General features: G+C 67.1%; 14 protein-coding genes and 1 pseudogene. 7 read left to right on the top strand and 8 right to left on the bottom strand.

The window, feature by feature from the left end:
* Positions 1–6: 6 nt before the first annotated feature.
* The 4 genes from gyrA to ACYVHG_RS12095 all read right to left on the bottom strand — a co-directional run bounded on the left by gyrA (position 7) and on the right by ACYVHG_RS12095 (position 6,320).
* A complete protein-coding gene (gyrA, locus tag ACYVHG_RS12110) occupies positions 7–2,508 on the bottom strand; it encodes a DNA gyrase subunit A (protein WP_461167713.1) in 2,502 nt (833 codons plus the stop codon).
* 54 nt (positions 2,509–2,562) lie between these two features.
* A complete protein-coding gene (gyrB, locus tag ACYVHG_RS12105) occupies positions 2,563–4,629 on the bottom strand; it encodes a DNA topoisomerase (ATP-hydrolyzing) subunit B (RefSeq protein WP_461167893.1) in 2,067 nt (688 codons plus the stop codon).
* Between the two features lie 274 nt (positions 4,630–4,903).
* Positions 4,904–5,452 carry a DUF721 family protein gene (locus ACYVHG_RS12100; protein WP_461167712.1) on the bottom strand — a complete coding sequence of 183 codons (549 nt, stop codon included), beginning with the start codon at positions 5,450–5,452 and terminating at the stop codon, positions 4,904–4,906.
* Between the two features lie 10 nt (positions 5,453–5,462).
* Positions 5,463–6,320, bottom strand: coding sequence for a hypothetical protein (locus ACYVHG_RS12095; protein WP_461167711.1), 858 nt, complete (start codon positions 6,318–6,320; stop codon positions 5,463–5,465).
* A gap of 59 nt (positions 6,321–6,379) precedes the next feature.
* Here ACYVHG_RS12095 and ACYVHG_RS12090 point away from each other — a divergent pair, with 59 nt between their 5' ends.
* The gene (locus ACYVHG_RS12090) at positions 6,380–6,832 is read left to right on the top strand and encodes a hypothetical protein (protein WP_461167710.1); all 453 of its coding nucleotides are present in this window, start codon (positions 6,380–6,382) and stop codon (positions 6,830–6,832) included.
* On the opposite strand, the gene recF is transcribed toward ACYVHG_RS12090, so the two are convergent.
* The 3 genes and pseudogenes from recF to dnaN all read right to left on the bottom strand — a co-directional run bounded on the left by recF (position 6,755) and on the right by dnaN (position 10,069).
* Positions 6,755–7,981, bottom strand: coding sequence for a DNA replication/repair protein RecF (gene recF / locus ACYVHG_RS12085; RefSeq protein ID WP_461167709.1), 1,227 nt, complete (start codon positions 7,979–7,981; stop codon positions 6,755–6,757). The two genes, ACYVHG_RS12090 and recF, sit on opposite strands and share 78 nt — an antisense overlap.
* A 3-nt stretch (positions 7,982–7,984) precedes the next feature.
* Positions 7,985–8,878: pseudogene (gnd, locus tag ACYVHG_RS12080) on the bottom strand (phosphogluconate dehydrogenase (NAD(+)-dependent, decarboxylating)); the annotation flags it as partial.
* Between the two features lie 27 nt (positions 8,879–8,905).
* Complete coding sequence (dnaN, locus tag ACYVHG_RS12075; RefSeq protein WP_461167708.1) at positions 8,906–10,069, bottom strand: DNA polymerase III subunit beta; 1,164 nt, start codon at positions 10,067–10,069, stop codon at positions 8,906–8,908.
* Positions 10,070–10,514: 445 nt separating this feature from the next.
* On the opposite strand from dnaN, the gene ACYVHG_RS12070 reads away from it, so the two are divergent.
* Positions 10,515–11,366: a hypothetical protein gene (locus ACYVHG_RS12070; RefSeq protein ID WP_461167707.1), complete on the top strand. Its 852-nt coding sequence runs from the start codon at positions 10,515–10,517 to the stop codon at positions 11,364–11,366.
* Positions 11,367–11,374: 8 nt separating this feature from the next.
* Here the strand turns inward: ACYVHG_RS12070 and dnaA are convergent, their stop codons facing one another.
* Positions 11,375–12,898, bottom strand: a complete 1,524-nt coding sequence (dnaA, locus tag ACYVHG_RS12065) for a chromosomal replication initiator protein DnaA (protein WP_461167706.1) — start codon at positions 12,896–12,898, stop codon at positions 11,375–11,377.
* A 624-nt stretch (positions 12,899–13,522) separates the two neighbouring features.
* On the opposite strand from dnaA, the gene rpmH reads away from it, so the two are divergent.
* The 5 genes from rpmH to ACYVHG_RS12040 all read left to right on the top strand — a co-directional run bounded on the left by rpmH (position 13,523) and on the right by ACYVHG_RS12040 (position 16,260).
* Entirely contained in the window at positions 13,523–13,666 is a 144-nt protein-coding gene (gene rpmH, locus ACYVHG_RS12060) for a 50S ribosomal protein L34 (RefSeq protein WP_126195658.1), read from the top strand.
* A gap of 83 nt (positions 13,667–13,749) precedes the next feature.
* Entirely contained in the window at positions 13,750–14,154 is a 405-nt protein-coding gene (rnpA, locus tag ACYVHG_RS12055) for a ribonuclease P protein component (RefSeq protein WP_461167705.1), read from the top strand.
* On the top strand, positions 14,151–14,390 hold the full coding sequence (gene yidD / locus ACYVHG_RS12050; RefSeq protein ID WP_461167704.1) for a membrane protein insertion efficiency factor YidD: 240 nt from the start codon (positions 14,151–14,153) through the stop codon (positions 14,388–14,390). Before rnpA ends, yidD begins: the two co-directional genes overlap by 4 nt.
* Positions 14,391–14,539: 149 nt before the next feature.
* Positions 14,540–15,679, top strand: coding sequence for a membrane protein insertase YidC (gene yidC, locus ACYVHG_RS12045; protein ID WP_461167892.1), 1,140 nt, complete (start codon positions 14,540–14,542; stop codon positions 15,677–15,679).
* Between the two features lie 41 nt (positions 15,680–15,720).
* Positions 15,721–16,260, top strand: a complete 540-nt coding sequence (locus ACYVHG_RS12040) for a Jag family protein (protein ID WP_461167703.1) — start codon at positions 15,721–15,723, stop codon at positions 16,258–16,260.
* Positions 16,261–16,366: the final 106 nt, after the last annotated feature.

Here is a 16,366-nt window from a genome sequence, read left to right as displayed (position 1 = left end):
GGCGACTCATGCGTCGCCCTCCGTCTGCTCGGGCTCGTCGCTCTCATCGGCATTTCGTGCAATGGCCAGAAGCGTAGTGCCTTCGGCCAGGTTCATCAGCCGGACACCCTTGGTCTGCCGGCCCGCCTTGCGGACCTGGCGCGCGGCGGTGCGGATCACGCCTCCCCCGGAGGTGATCGCGTACAACTCGGTCTCGTCGTCCACGATCAGCGCGCCGACCAGTTCGCCCCGCTTGGGGTCGAACTGGATGGTCAGCACCCCCTTGCCGCCACGTCCCTGCGGGGTGTAGTCGGCGATCGCGGTGCGCTTGGCGTAACCGCCCGAGGTGGCCACCAGCAGGTAGGTGTCCTCCTGGACCACGTTCAGCGCGAGCAACTGATCGTCGTCGTTGAAGCGCATGCCCTGCACGCCCGAGGTCGCACGCCCCATCGGCCGCAGTGCGTCGTTGGTGGCGTGGAACCGGATCGACTGGGCCTTCTTGCTCACCATCAGCAGATCATCGGATTCGGAGGCGAGCACGGCGCCCACCAGCTCGTCCTCGTCGCGCAGGTTGATCGCGACGATGCCGCCACTGCGGTTGGAGTCGAAGTCCTCCAGTTTGGACTTCTTCACCAGGCCCTTCTTGGTGGCCAGCACCAGGTAGGGCGCATCGTCGTAGGCCTTGATCTGGATGACCTGGGCGATCCGCTCCTCCGGCTGGAAGGCCAGCAGGTTCGCCACGTGCTGCCCGCGAGCGGTACGGCTGGCCTCGGGCAGCTCGTAGGCCTTGGCCCGGTACACCCGGCCCTTGGTGGTGAAGAACAGGATCCAGTCGTGGGTCGAGCACACGAAGAAGTGCGCCACGATGTCGTCCTGCTTGAGATCGGCTCCCTTGACGCCCTTGCCGCCGCGCTTCTGGCTGCGGTACAGGTCGGTCTTGGTGCGCTTGGCGTAGCCGGTCTCGGTGATGGTGACCACCACGTCCTCGCGGGCGATGAGGTCCTCGTCGGTGACGTCGCCGTCGGCGGCGATGATCTTGGTGCGCCGCTCGTCACCGAACTTCTCCACGATCTCGCTGAGCTCCTCGCGGACGATGGCGCGCTGGCGCTCCGGCTTGTCGAGGATGTCCTTGAGGTCGGCGATCTCCAGCTCGATCTCGGCCAACTGGTCGATGATCTTCTGCCGCTCCAGTGCCGCGAGGCGACGCAGCTGCATGTCGAGGATGGCGTTGGCCTGCAGCTCGTCGACGTCGAGCAGCTCGATCAGGCCGGCCCGGGCGATCTCGGTCGTGGCGGACCGCCGGATCAGGGCGATCACCTCGTCGAGGGCGTCGAGAGCCTTGACCAGACCGCGCAGGATGTGGGCGCGTTCCTCGGCCTTGCGCAGCCGGAACTGGGTGCGCCGCACGATCACATCGAGCTGATGGGTCACGTAGTGACGGATCATCTGGTCCAGGCGCAGGGTGCGCGGCACCCCGTCGACGATGGACAGCATGTTCGCGCCGAAGCTGGTCTGCAGCTGGCTGTGCTTGTACAGGTTGTTGAGCACCACCTTGGCCACGGCATCGCGCTTGAGCCGCACCACGATTCGCATACCCACGCGATCGGAGGACTGGTCCTCGATCTTGCTGATGCCGGCGATCTTCCCGTCCCGCACCTGCTCGGCGATGGACAGTACGAGGTTGTCCGGGTTCACCTGGTAGGGCAGTTCGGTGATGACGAGTTCCGTTGCGCCCTTGGAATCCTCCTCCACCTCGACCACGCCGCGCATACGGATCGAGCCTCGGCCGGTGGAGTAGGCGTCCTTGATCCCCTGGCTGCCCACGATCAGGCCGTAGGTCGGGAAGTCGGGGCCCTTGATCCGTTCCATGCAGGCTTCGAGGGTGGCCTCGGAGTCGGCCTCGAAGTTGTCCAGGCACCAGAAGATCGCGTCCGCGAGCTCACGCAGGTTGTGCGGCGGGATGTTGGTGGCCATGCCGACGGCGATACCGCCGGAGCCGTTCATCAGCAGGTTCGGCACCCGCGCCGGGAGCACCGTGGGCTCCATCGACTTGCCGTCGTAGTTGGGTACGAAATCGACTGTCTCCTCGTCGATGTCGCGCAGCATCTCCATCGCGAGCGGCGTGAGCCGCGCCTCTGTGTAGCGCATGGCGGCGGCGGGGTCGTTACCCGGCGAGCCGAAGTTGCCCTGGCCGTCGATCAGCGGGTACCGCATGGACCACGGCTGGGCCAGGCGCACCAGGGCGTCGTAGATCGCCGAGTCGCCGTGCGGGTGGTAGTTGCCCATGGTGTCGGCGACGGGCTTGGCCGACTTCACGTAGCTGCGGTCCGGGCGGTAGCCGTTGTCGTACGAGGCGAACAGGATACGGCGCTGCACCGGCTTGAGGCCGTCGCGCACCTCCGGCAGTGCGCGGCCCACGATCACGCTCATGGCGTAGTCGATGTAGCTGCGCTGCATCTCCTGCTGGATATCGACCGGTTCGATCCGGTCGTTGCCACCGGTCTCGGTGGGCGGGGTGGTGTCAGTCATGGAAGTCCTTCAGCTTCAAGCGGTTCGACGGTGACCTTCCTTCTCGGGAGGCGGTCACACGTCGAGGAACCGCACGTCCTTGGCGTTGCGCGCGATGAACGAGCGGCGAGCCACCACGTCCTCACCCATCAGGATCGAGAACAACTCGTCGGCTGCGGCGGCGTCGTCCAGGGTCACCTGCTTGAGCACGCGCACCGAGGGGTCCATGGTGGTCTCCCACAGCTCCTTGGCGTTCATCTCGCCGAGGCCCTTGTAGCGCTGGATACCGTCGTCCTTGTTGATCTTCTTGCCGGCCTTGAGGCCGTCGGCGAGCAGCACGTCGCGCTCGAGATCGCTGTAGGCGAACTCGGGCTCGGCGCCCTTCTGCCACTTGAGCTTGTACAGCGGCGGCTGCGCCAGGTAGACGTGGCCGTGCTCCACCAGCGGGCGCATGAACCGGAACAGCAGGGTCAGCAGTAGGGTGGAGATGTGCTGGCCGTCGACATCGGCGTCGGCCATCAGCACGATCTTGTTGTAGCGCAGTTTGGCCAGGTCGAACTCGTCGTGGATGCCGGTACCGAAGGCGGTGATGATCGACTGGACCTCGGTGTTCTTGAGCACCTTGTCGATCCGGGCCTTTTCGACGTTGATGATCTTGCCGCGGATCGGCAGGATCGCCTGGTACATCGAGTCGCGGCCGCTCTTGGCCGAGCCGCCGGCCGAGTCACCCTCCACGATGTACACCTCGCACAGGGCCGGGTCGTTGCTGCGGCAGTCGGCGAGCTTACCGGGCAGGCCTCCGATGTCGGTGGCGCTCTTGCGGCGCACCAACTCTCGCGCCTTCCGCGCGGCCATCCGGGCCTGGGCGGAGGCGGAGGCCTTCTGCACGATGGTCTTGGCGTCGGCCGGGTTGGAATCGAACCAGAACTGCAGCTGCTCGCGGCAGACCTTCTGCACGAAGCCGCGCACCTCGGTGTTGCCCAGCTTGGTCTTGGTCTGGCCCTCGAACTGCGGTTCGGAGACCTTCACCGAGATCACTGCGGCGAGACCCTCGCGGATGTCGTCACCGGTGAGATCGCCGTCCTTCTCCTTGACCAGCTTCTTGTCCTTGGCGTAGGCCTTGACCACCGAGGTCAGCGCGGTGCGGAAACCCTCCTCGTGGGTACCGCCCTCGTGCGTGTTGATGGTGTTCGCGAAGGTGTGCACCGACTCCGAGTAACCGGTGTTCCACTGCATCGCGATCTCGACCTCGTGGCCCTTCTCCTTGCCCTCGAAGGCGATGATCGAGCTGTGGATCGGGGATTTCGCGGTCCGCGCGTTGATGTGCTTGACGTAATCGGCCAGGCCGTCGGGGTAGTGGAAGATCCGCTCGCGCTTCTTCGGAGTGTCCTCCTCCTGCGCCATCACATCCTCCTCGCGGGCGGACGTGGCCTCCTCGGTGATGTCCTCGTCGGGCACCACGGCCGCGACCGCGCGCTCATCGCTGAGCGTGATGGTCAGGCCCTTGTTCAGGAAGGCCATCTCCTGCAGGCGCCGGGAGACGGTGTCGAAGTCGTAGAAGGTGGTCTCGGTGAAGACCTTCGGGTCGGCCCAGAACCGCACCGTGGTGCCGGTGCGATCGGTCGCCTCGCCCTTGCGCAGCTCACCGGCCACGACGTCGCGCTTCTTGTCGTCCCAGTGGAAGTTCTGCTGCCAGTGGAAGCCGTCGACGTCGATCTCGACCTCGACCTTGCTGGAGAGCGCGTTGACCACCGAGACACCGACACCGTGCAGGCCGCCGGAGACGGCGTAGGCGTCGGAGTCGAACTTGCCGCCGGCGTGCAGGGAGGTCAGCACCAGCTGCACGGTCGGGATGCCCTTGGAGTGCATGGCGACCGGAATGCCGCGGCCGTCGTCGATCACCTCGACGCCGCCGTCCTCCATGAGCCGCACGTCCACCCGGGTCGCGTAACCGGCCATGGCCTCATCGACGGAGTTGTCGACGACCTCTTGGATCATGTGGTGCAGACCGCGCGGGCCGGTGCTGCCGATGTACATGCCGGGGCGCTTGCGCACCGCCTCGAGGCCCTCGAGCTGCTTGATGGAATCTGCGCCGTACGAGCCCGAACCGGACTTCCCAGCGTTGTTGTCAGCCGCCACGATGTGTTGGCGCTCCTTCGTCGAAACCACCGGGTGAGTGGCGGTGAGTCTCCACCGGCCGAGGCCACCTCGATGGTGATCGGGCAGCGACCCGCCGGGCGAGTCGCTCTTGCCCCGCCAGTCTACTCCTCGCCACGACGATGAAAGCGTTTGCCACGCCCTGATCGCCTCGCAGACGCGATCGAATAGTTCTCGGTCCGTTCAGTCCGAACAGCATCTCGAACCGTGCACGGCCGTTCTGGGCGGTGAAACCTGTCGTTTTGCCCCTCTGCGGTCACTATCCGTAGGTGTCGCGGGGTCCCCTGCCCGGAACGTGGAGAGCACCCTTGCGCCAACTCGGTGCGCTGGGCCCGGTGATGTTCAACGAGGTGACCACGCCCTGACCGACGGCCGCGTTGATCTTGGCCAGCAGTTGGGACTGCATCAGCCGCAGTTGCGTGGCCCACGCGGTGGACTCGGCACTGACGTACAGCACCTTCTCCCGCAGGCTCACGGCCTTGGCGTGCGCGGCGACATCCGCGCCGACCACGGACTCCCAGCATCCGAGAACGGTGCCCTCGCCGACCTTGCGGTCCCAGCCGCGGGCTTTGGCGATACCGCTGACCAGTGCACCGAAGGGCTGTGGATCACGGCTGTCCGGAGACGGTCCGCTCCACTTCTTCGATCCGCGGCGCAGCCGGCGCACACCGCCGGTCATCGGCGCGGAGTTCCCCTGGCCGACGGATTTCCCGGCGGCCTTGGCCGCCGCTCGCGCCTCCTCCAGTGCGCGGCGCGCTATATCGGAACCGCGCGGGCTCGCACCGGCGTCGTCCTCGGATCCGGTCATGTCCGCAACGTTACTCGCCGCCACTGACGACTCCCGGGCCCGCCGGGCCGCCGGGCGCCGCCTCGAAAACGTCGTCCGCGGCGAGTTCGGCCAGCATCCGCCGGCACCGCTGCTCGCTCCAGGTCGCTGTGTCCGACGGTGCTGCGGCACCGTCGACCAGCAGTGCGAAGGCCTCCCCGGGCGAGGCCTCGCGGGAGCCGGCGTGACCGCCGATCACATAGCCGCGCATCACTGACAGTCCGATCCGGGCCAGCTCCCGGTACCCGATCGTGGAGGTGAAGCCGAACAGGTCCAGTAGTCGTCGGTAGTTGCCGTCGAGGCGCCGGATCACCTGTTCTTCGGCGTGTGCGACGGCGTCCACGACGCGCTGCCGCTGCGGCCCCTCGGGCAGTGACGGCACGGCCATCGCGAGCGTCAGGTAGAGCCGCCACCTGCGGTACTCGTCCAGGTCGGCTTGCAGATCGTCGTCCGCGCTCGCCCGCACCGCACGCAACAGCGCGCTGCGGCGCCCGTCCACGGTGCGCAGCGCAGCGGCGTCGGTCCCGACGGCGGCGCGCACCACCGTGGTGGCGCGTGCTCCGCGGGTCGAAGCGATGGGCAATGCGTGCTCGGCGAGTTCGGCGAGCACATCGGCGAGGAACTCCTCACGCTGCGGCCAGCAGCGGTACGCCGCGGTGCGGGAGACGTCCGCGTCCCGCACCGCGTCCTCGAGTCGCACATGCTCGAGTCCGGTGCCGATGCCCTCGGTCAGGACTCGGTCCACGGCACGGCCGAGGACCCGCCGGCGGGTCTCGTCCAGCGCCAGGCGCGGCCGACGGGTCGGGGTTGTCCCCGATTTTGGTACTCGGGGTTCCGAACTGCTCTTCACGGCTTTATGGTACTTCGTGTACCAAGTTGGTACGCCGAGTACCAAGAAGGAGAAGGATCATGTCCCAGCGCACCGAGCTCCGCCCGGTCCCGTCATCCACCCGAACGGCCGCACTCACCGCCTACAGCCTCGGAGTCTTCGCAAACGCGGCCGCGACAGGCTACGTCGTACTCGATCAGCTCGCGCTCGGCGGCCTGGAAGAACACCTCGACCAGCTGTACCGCCCGGTCGGCAAGTACGGCGAGACCGCGCCGTTGTACGGCTACCTGTACCTGATCGGCGCGGTCGGCCTGCTCTGCTGGTGGGTGAACATCGCACTGGTCCGCCGCTCAGCGGTATCGGCCCGGCGCTGGGCGCAGGTGACCGCCGGCGCGGCAGCGCTACCGGTACTGGCGCCGGTCGTGCTGCGGGAGTACGGACAACCGGTGATCCCGCTAGGACTGGCCGGCGGATTCGTCCTCGCGTGGATCTTCGGCGTGATCGGTGCGATCCTGCTGCGCCGTCAGTCGTGAGATCCGCGCATCCGCAGGGCCTTCGACGGTGACCTCGAAGATCGTTGCCCGCAGTTGCGGCGGGAGGTCCTCGGGGACCGCTGCGGTGACGATCACCTGCTCCGTACCCGCGGCGACCTCCGCCAGGGCGGTGCGCCGCTTGGCGTCGAGCTCGGCGAAGACGTCGTCGAGCAGGAGCACCGGTTCCGCACCGGAGGCGCGCAGCAGTTCCACCGAGCCCAGGCGTAGCGCCAGTGCGTACGTCCAGGATTCACCGTGCGAGGCGAATCCCTTGGCGGGCTCGTTACCGAGTCGCAGATCCAGATCGTCCCGGTGCGGACCGACCAGCGACAGCCCTCGGTCGATCTCCCGGGGCCGCGCGGCCAGCAGTGCCTCCCGCAGGCGCTGCTCCAGTTCGCCGACCGAAGCCTGCGCCGCGATTGCAGCACCGCCGTCGAACAACGAACTGCTATAGCCGATTTCAGCGGAACGGGAGTGCGGTGCGAGCGCCGCGTAGGCCTCGGTCAGGTGCGGAGCGAGGGCCGCTGTCACCTCCAACCGGGCGGCGAGCAGCTCCGCACCGAATCGAGCGAGCTGTTCGTCCCATACGTCCAGTGTGGAAAGCATCGCCTCGGCATCGGATCCACCGCGACGTGCCGCCGAGTATGCGGTCTTCAGTAGAGCGTTGCGCTGCTTGAGGACTCGTTCGTAGTCCGCCTTCTCCGCGGCGATCCGCGGCGTGCGCAGTATCGCCAGATCGTCGAGGAACCGCCGCCGCCCGCCCGGTTCACCGCGCACCAGCGCCAGGTCCTCCGGTGCGAACAGAACCGACTGCAGGATGCCCAGCAGATCACGGGGACGGCGGCACGGGGAGGTGTTGATCCGGGCCTTGTTGGCCCGCCCGGACACGATGTCGATCTCCGCGGTCAACTCCCGGCCGGCGTTGTGCACCGTCGCCGACACCGCGGCCCGCTCGCACCCCACCCGGATCAGCGGCTGATCCGTGGCCACCCGATGAGAACCCAGAGTGGCCAGGTAGTTCATCGCCTCGACCAGGTTGGTCTTACCGAATCCGTTGCGCCCCACGAAAACACTCACTCCGGGTTCGAGATCGACGGTGACCTCGTCCCACGAGCGGAAGTCGTGCAGGCTCAGGCGGCGGATGTACAAGAATTAATCGGCCCGGCGTACGGAGTGGCCGCCGAACTGGTTGCGCAACGCCGAGACCGCCTTCATCGTGTCGGAATCCTCCCGGCGGGACTGGAACCGCGCGAACAGCGCCGCCGCGATCACCGGGGCGGGCACCGAGTGCCGGATCGCCTCCTCCACGGTCCACCGGCCTTCACCGGAATCCTCGGTGTATCCGGTGATCTCGGTCAGGCCCGGATCCTCCTCCAGAGCCTTGACCAACAGGTCCAGCAGCCATGAACGAACGACGGTGCCCTTGCTCCAGGCCCGCAGGGTGCCCGCGACGTTCTCGATCAGCGGCTCGGCCTCGAGCAGGTCGTATCCCTCGCCGTACGCCTGCATCAGGCCGTACTCGATACCGTTGTGGATCATCTTGGCGTAGTGGCCGGCGCCGACCGGACCGCTGTGCGCGAAGCCGTCCTCACGCTCGCCCTCCGGGCGCAGCGCGTCGAAGATCGGCATGGCCCGCTCGACGTGCTCGGCCGAGCCGCCCACCATCAGTCCGTAACCGTTCTCCAGGCCCCAGACACCACCGGAGACGCCGCAGTCCAGGTAACCGATCTGCTTCTCGGCCAGGATCTCGGCATTGACCCGATCGTCGGTGTAACGCGAGTTGCCGCCGTCGATCACCAGATCGCCCGGTTCGAGCAGGTCGGCGAGCTTACGCACGGTGTCCCGGGTGGGCTCACCGGCGGGAACCATCACCCACACCACACGAGGCGCCTCCAGCGCCGGCACCAGAGCCTCCAGCGAGGGCACATCGGTCACCTCGGGCCGGGGGTCGTAACCCACCACCTCGTGGCCGCCGTTGCGCAGGCGCTGACGCATGTTCGCGCCCATCTTGCCCAGACCGATCAGACCCAACTGCATACCGGCAGCACCTTCCGTCGTGTAGAAGCGATTCGATCAGCCGGGCAGGCGTACCGGCATCAGCAGGTACGTGTACGGGCTCTGCGGCGCGGGGAACGCGCCCGAGTCGTCCGGCTGGTACCCATTGTCCACCGCGGGACGCAGCACCGCAGGCCGACTCGGCGTGGTGAATCCGAAGGTCACCGAATCGGTGTGCACGGCCGCCAGACCGTCCACCAGGTAGCCCGGGTTGAACGCGATGGTCAGCGGCTCGCCCTGGAAGTCCGCGGGCAGTTCCTCCTCGGCCTTCCCCGCGTCGTCACCACCGGCCGACAGCCGCAGCGTGCCGTCGCCGAACTCCATCCGTACCTGCGCGCCACGGTCCGCGACCAGCGCAACACGTTTGATCGCCTCCAGCAGCGGTGCGATCTCCATGGTGGCGATCGCGGTGTGGGTGGCCGGCAGCAGCTGCCGGAACTTCGGGAAATCGGCGTCCAGCAAGCGGGTGGTGGTGCGGCGATCGGCGCCGACCACACCCAGCAGGCCGTCGGCGCCCACCGCCGAGCCGGCCCCGAGCGCGATACCCACCTCCGGGTCCACCGCGAACGTCTTCGCCGCCTCGGACAGCGTCTTCGCCGGTACCAGCACCGCCGCCTTCACATCGGCGGCCGCCGGCTGCCACTCGAACTCGCGCACCGCGAGCCGGAATCGATCGGTGGCAGCGAGTACCACCTTCTGGCCCTCGATCTCCACCCGGATGCCGGTGAGCATCGGCAGGGTGTCGTCCTTGCCCGCGGCGATCGCGACCTGCGAGATGGCCTCGGCGAACGTATTGCGTTCGATCGCACCGGTCTGCTGCGGCAGTTCCGGCAGCTGCGGGTAGTCCTCGACGGGCATCGTCGGCAGCGAGAACTTGGCGCTACCGCAGGTGATGGCTACCCGGGTCACGTCGAGTTCCACATCCACCGGCTTGTTCGGCAGCGCCTTGGTGATGTCCGCGAGCAGTCGCCCGGACACCAGTGCCTGACCCTCGTCGGCCACCTCCGCCGCCACCCGAACCCGGGCCGAGACCTCGTAGTCGAATCCGGAAACGGTCAGCCCGTCGTCACCCGCAGTCAGCAGCACACCACCGAGCACCGGGACCGGAGGGCGCGACGGCAGGCTGCGGGCCACCCACGCGACGGATTCGGCGAACTCCTCGTGTGGGACGCGAAACTTCATGCCGACGGAGCCTTTCGGTGAGGGGCGTTCGGGTACGGCGTGGCGATCACGCCCGTAAGACTACCGATGCTATAGGAGCACTCCGTGCGCCGTCGCGGCCTCCCCGCCCTTTCCGTCCGGGGGTGCGCAGCGCCCTGGACGGGCCGGATCCCTGTTTTCAGAAGAGATCTCCAGAGAAGAAATATGTCATCGTCATAAGCCCTGTGGATGTTGTGAATTACGGGCGTCGCCGCAGCATCCGCCGCGTGTCGGGGTGTTGACGAAATGCCGCACGGAATGTGGAAGCACATCCGTGTAATTGGTGAGGAACGTTGCCTGTGGAAACCTGTGGAGGAACTCTCCCCAGGTCAGTCCTGGGATTTCGGACGTTCATCCACAGGCTGGGGGTGGAACTGGTAGCCGAATCGCAACCCGCTCCCGATAGCCGAACGCGTACGGTGTGACCATGGGATATCCGGATCCGCAGCGCCCGGGCGAGCACCCCGGCGGCCAGAACTACCCGGCCTCGCCGGGACAGCCCAGACCGACCCGCGCTTACGAACGTCAGGACATGGGCACCGCGCCCGAGTCGGATCCGGAGTACCGGCCCGGCTCCGCGGACCCGTCCGCGCAGTCCTCCGAGGGCGGCTACCGACTCGGCTACGGCCCCGGTGCGTACGGACAGGACGGGTACGAGCAGGGTGGCTACGAGCAGGGCGCCGGCGGCTACCCCGGCCAGCCGCCGCAGGGGCCGCCACCAGGTCCCGGCGGCCCGTACGGGTCCCATGGCGGTGGTTCCGGCGGTGACGGCTCCGGTGGCACCAAGAAGGCGCTGTGGATCGCTGTGGCCGCTGTGGCGTTCGTGCTCGTACTGGCCGCGATCGTGGTCGCGGTGGCCACCAGCGGCTCGTCGAACCGGAGCGAGAGCGCGACGGCCACGACTCCCACCACCACCACCACGACGGCACCGAGCACCTCTCGTCCGGCGATCGCTCTGCCGACGGGGATCCCGTCGTCGATCTCCATCCCGCCGATCTTCGGCGGTTCGCCCACCGGGCCCAACGCCAAGAAGTGGACGGTGGAGGTCACCGGCGCCGGCTCGGCGCAGCTGATCACGGTGGGCATACCGGATGCGAGTCTGTTCGGCTCACAACCACTTCCGTGGTCGAAGCAGTTCACCACCGATGCGGTCCTGGTATCGGTGACGGTGATCGGCTACACCGGAGAGGTGAGCTGCAAGATCACCCGTGAGGGGGCCAGTGTCTCGCAGGAGAAGACCAGCGGCGGTGGCCCGTTGATCTGCAGCGCCGGACGCTGAGCCGGAGACTACTGGCTGCGCCGCTTGATCCGAGTGGTGAGCTCCTGCACCTGGTCGTAGACGCGGCGCCGTTCGGGCATCTCCTTGCGGATCTTCCGCTCGGCGTACATCACCGTGGTGTGGTCGCGGTCGAAGATCTGGCCGATCTTCGGCAACGACAGCTCGGTGAGCTCTCGACAGAGGTACATGGCGATCTGCCGGGCGTGCGTGACCGCGCGGGCACGCTCGGTGCTCTTGAGATCGGCGACCGAGATCTCGAAGTACTCCGCCACCACCGACAGGATGGTGCTGGAGCTGATCTCGATGGTGGTGGTGTCCGGGACCAGGTCCCGCAACACCATCTCGGCGAGTTCGTAGGTCACATCGGTCTGGGTGAGCGAGGCGAACGCGGTCACCCGGATCAGGGCGCCTTCGAGTTCACGGATGTTGCGGTCGATGCGGGTCGCGATCAGCTCCAACACGTCCGGCGGCACGTGGATCCGCTCCATCTGCGCCTTCTTGAGCAGGATCGCCATCCGGATCTCCAGTTCGGGCGGCTGCACATCGGTGATCAGCCCCCATTCGAAGCGGGTGCGCAGCCGGTCCTCCAGGGTGGCCAGCTGCTTGGGCGGGCGATCCGAGGAGACCACGATCTGCTTGTTCGCGTTGTGCAGCGTGTTGAAGGTGTGGAAGAACTCCTCCTGGATGCCGAGCTTGCCCTCCAGGAACTGGATGTCGTCGACGAGCAGGATGTCCACATCGCGGTACCGCTGCTTGAACTGCACCTGGCGGTCGTCCTTGAGCGAATTGATGAAGTCGTTGGTGAACTCCTCGGTGGAGACGTACTTCACCCGCATCCCGGGAAACAGCCGGCGCGCGTAATGCCCTGCGGCGTGCAGCAAATGGGTCTTCCCGAGTCCGGACTCACCCCAGATGAACAAGGGGTTGTAGGCGCGTGCCGGCGCCTCGGCCACGGCGAAGGCGGCCGCGTGAGCGAACCGGTTGGAGGCTCCGATCACGAAGGTCTCGAAGGTGTACTTCTGGTTCAGGCTCGCGCCCCCGGTGCCGTCCGGCGCGGCGACGTGGGTACCGCTGTGCGGTCCGGTCATCGGCGGCGGCAACTGCACCGTCGGCGACGGTGCCCCGGTCATCCCGGCACCGATCTGGGTCATCGGAACGGTGAGATCCGCGGTCGCCGGTCCCGACGGGGTCTCCGGTCCGGCTGCGGCGTCCACCGCCGCGGTGGTCTCCAGGGCCGCGGATACCACCGGCGCCGGCGGCGCGGCATCGGGTGAGATGCGCACGCCGAGTTCGATCGGCTGCTCCAGTCGTTCGGACAGCGCCGCCACGATCGGCTCGCGCAGGCTCCGCTCGATGGCGTCCTTCATCAGCTGGGAGGGCACGGCGACGAGTGCGAAACCCTCGGTGAGGGTCAGTGGCTGCACCAGACGCAGCCACGCCTTCTCCTGTTTGGTGAGGGTCCGCTCGGTGTTGTCTCCGCAGAGTTCGTCGACGACGGCCGTCCACGTTTCGATCAGCGGATCAACGATCATCAGGCCCTCCGCGCCGGTTCGCGGCTGTTCGCCCCGTGCCTCCGGCAGTCTCGTTCACATACGTCCAACATCGTTCTGTGCACATCGGAACCCCGTCCGAACTGCGACAGCACTGTACTCCACAGATTCATCCACAGGTGTGGAGTGCCGTGAGTACAGGTGTATCCGGTCGCGAAAGACGACCGTGAATCGATTCAGCTGGATGGCACGTAGGTGCTGGCCGCTTCGCTGCTACGGCGCTGCACCTGCTGCACATCCGGCTCGGCCAGGTGCGGCCCGAAGCTGCGGTGCTCCGACTTCACGGGATGCCGTGTCCGTGCTCAGCAATCGCATTCGGCAAAGTTAACAGAGAGGGAGTCAGTCCTCAACAGGAAGCACATACGCCCAGGACACCGTGGGATGTCGCGGACATTCGGCGTGTCGCGAATCTGGAATGTGAGCTGCGCCACCGGTTCGGGCCGAGTCCGGTTTGACCTTGTCAACGCCGGTAAGTAGGCTGGACCGGTCTGTGCGCACACCGATTCGTCGGGCGAGTTCGACCTCAAGTCGACCTTCATGTGCCGCCGAAGATTTTCCGTCCAACACCAGGCGGCACGAGCCGCCTACTGAACAAGGAGTGTCACCGTGGCCAAGGGCAAGCGGACGTTCCAGCCGAACAACCGTCGCCGCGCGCGGGTTCACGGCTTCCGTCTTCGTATGCGTACCCGTGCCGGGCGTGCCATCGTCTCCGCGCGTCGCAACAAGGGCCGCGCGAAGCTGACGGCCTGATTTCTTTCATCGCGTAGCGCCACCGTGTCCCCCGGGATGCGGTGGCGCTCGTGCAGAGGCGATAGAGAAGGCAGACCATCGCAGTGCTACCCGCCCGCCATCGGATGAGTTCGTCGCGTGATTTCGCGGCGGCCGTCAAGGGTGGGCGCCGCATCGGTCGCCGATCCATCGTGGTGCACGTGGCGAACGCACGCGGTGCGACGAGCCCGGTTCCCTCTCGCGGGGGGGAACCGGGCATCGTCGTGTCCGGCGAAGAACTGCTCACCGCGCCGCCGCGTGTGGGCCTGGTGGTCTCCAAGGCCGTGGGTAACGCGGTCACCCGGCATGCGGTGGCGCGCCGGCTGCGGGCAGCGGCGGGTACCGTCGTCGACGGACTCGATGACGGCTCACTGGTGGTGATCCGTGCATTGCGTCCGGCGGCCGATGACGATGCCGCCGAGCTGGCCGGGCAACTGCGCAAGGGCCTGACGAAACTGGGTGCGCTGTGAGCGCGCCGGAGCTCCGGTCGGCGCCCCGTCGGGCGCTGATCTCACTGGTACAGCTGTACCGGACCTGGATCTCCCCGATGCGTCCGCCCACCTGTCGTTTCACTCCCACGTGCAGCGAATACGCGGTGGAGGCCCTCACCGCGCACGGGGCCGTCAAAGGTGTGTACCTCAGTACCATTCGGCTGCTGAAATGTGGGCCGTGGCATCGCGGCGGGTGGGACCCCGTCCCGGAATAGCCGCTGGCGCCCCGGCGCCCCGGCGCCCCTCGTGCCATCGCGCGGAGCACCGCGCCCGAGAACCTTCCGCAAGAAACAGCTAGGAGCTAGAAGCCGTGGCTTTCAATCCAGTATCGCTGGACTACGTGTACTACCCGGTATCGGGAATCATGTGGGTCTGGCACAAGGTGTTCTCCGTCGTCCCCGGCCTCGGTGCCGATAGCGGCATCACGTGGGCCCTGTCGGTCATCTTCCTGGTGCTGACGCTGCGCGCCATCCTGTACAAGCCCTTCGTCCGGCAGATCAAGACGACCAGGCAGATGCAGGAGTTCCAACCGCAGATGCAGGCGCTGCGGAAGAAGTACGGCAAGGACCGGCAGAAGCTGGCCCTGGAGATGCAGAAGCTACAGAAGGAGCACGGCTTCAACCCGCTGCTCGGCTGCCTGCCGGCACTGCTGCAGGTGCCCGTGTTCATCGGCCTGTTCCACGTGCTGCGCTCGTTCAACCGGATGAGCGGCGGCACCACCCAGTTCTTCGGGTCACCGGACCTCAACGCGTACCAGACCCGGCACACCGCGAACTACTTCTTCTCCGCGCAGGACGTCCAGAGCTTCCTGGACGCCCGCCTGTTCGGTGTCCCGCTCTCGTCCTACGTGCAGGAGCCGGTCGCGCAGTTCCAGGCGTTCATGCCGGTCGGACCGGATCTGGGATACATCGAGCCGAACTTCGAGAAGTGGTGGATCATCGCGCTGTCCCTGCCGCTGATGATCGTCGCCGCGCTGGCTACGCACTTCAACGCGCGTGCTTCCATCTCCCGGCAGCCGGTGGCTTCGCTGGAGAACCCGCAGACGGCCATCATGAACCGGCTGATGCTCTGGGTCTTCCCGATCGGTGTGCTGGTGGGTGGCTTCTTCCTGCCGGTGGCGATTCTCATCTACTGGGTCACGCAGAACATCTGGACGTACTTCCAGCAGCACATCGTCTTCGGTCGTCTGGACAAGGAGGACGAGGAGAAGAAGCGGTTGGCGCAGGAGAAGCGTGCCGAGAACGCCCCGAAGCCCGGTGCCAAGCCCAAACGCAAGCCTGCGTCCGGCGCCGCCCAGGTGGCTGCGGACGTGACCGGTACCGAGACTCCTGGCGAGGACGCGGACTCCGATGCCGAGGCCCCGTCGAAGCCCTCCCCCGGCGCCAAGCCCGCTGCCGGTGCGAAGCCGGCGCCGGCGAAGAAGCCGCACCCGACGCAGAATCCCCGTCAGCAGCAGCGCAAGCAGCAGCAGGGCAACCAGCAGCGGCGCAAGCGCAAGCGCTGATCGCCCCCACGAACCCCCCACGAATGACCCAAGGAGTACCCATGCCTGACGACGTGACCGTCGAGGAGGAGCAGACCATCACCGCCGAGGCCGTTGCCGAGGCGCCGGTGGACGAGGACGAGGACCTGGTCGAAGAAGGCGAGATCGCCGCCGACTACCTCGAGCAGCTGCTCGACATCCTCGACTTCGACGGCGACATCGACCTCGACGTCGACGGTGGCCGTGCGATCGTCGCCATCGACGGCGGCGAGGACCTGAGCAAGCTGGTCGGCCAGCGCGGCGATGTGCTCGACGCACTGCAGGAACTCACTCGACTCGCTGTGCAGCAGTCCACCGGCGACCGCAGCCGGCTCATGCTCGACATCGCCGGGTGGCGCGCCGGCCGCCGGACGCGCCTGTCCAGCCTCGGTGCCGAGGTGGCGCAACGCGTCGCGGAGTCCGGCGAGAAGGAGTCGCTCAAGCCGATGACCCCGTTCGAGCGGAAGATCGTCCACGACGCGGTCGCCAAGGTCGACGGTGTCCGCTCGGAGAGCGAGGGCGCCGAGCCGAACCGTCGCGTGGTGGTTCTGCCGAACGCCTAGACTGCGTGAAGGTCAGCGATGGGTCCCGGGCCGTGCGCCTGGGGCCCATCGTCGTTCTCGGGGCCAGGCCCCTCAGGAATAACAGTGGTGTGATTCGGAGGTTTCA

Source organism: Tsukamurella serpentis, from assembly GCF_054780975.1.
Note: the sequence above shows the minus strand (reverse complement) of the source record. Positions and strands in the feature narration are given on the sequence as shown.

Bases quoted from the DNA above. Each gene is read 5' to 3' on its own strand.
- gyrA (WP_461167713.1), bottom strand. From the start codon at position 2,508: ATGACTGACACCACCCCGCCCACCGAGACCGGTGGCAACGACCGGATC.
- ACYVHG_RS12100 (WP_461167712.1), bottom strand. From the start codon at position 5,452: ATGACCGGATCCGAGGACGACGCCGGTGCGAGCCCGCGCGGTTCCGAT.
- ACYVHG_RS12090 (WP_461167710.1), top strand. From the start codon at position 6,380: ATGTCCCAGCGCACCGAGCTCCGCCCGGTCCCGTCATCCACCCGAACG.
- dnaN (WP_461167708.1), bottom strand. From the start codon at position 10,069: ATGAAGTTTCGCGTCCCACACGAGGAGTTCGCCGAATCCGTCGCGTGG.
- ACYVHG_RS12070 (WP_461167707.1), top strand. From the start codon at position 10,515: ATGGGATATCCGGATCCGCAGCGCCCGGGCGAGCACCCCGGCGGCCAG.
- dnaA (WP_461167706.1), bottom strand. From the start codon at position 12,898: ATGATCGTTGATCCGCTGATCGAAACGTGGACGGCCGTCGTCGACGAA.
- yidC (WP_461167892.1), top strand. From the start codon at position 14,540: ATGTGGGTCTGGCACAAGGTGTTCTCCGTCGTCCCCGGCCTCGGTGCC.
- ACYVHG_RS12040 (WP_461167703.1), top strand. From the start codon at position 15,721: ATGCCTGACGACGTGACCGTCGAGGAGGAGCAGACCATCACCGCCGAG.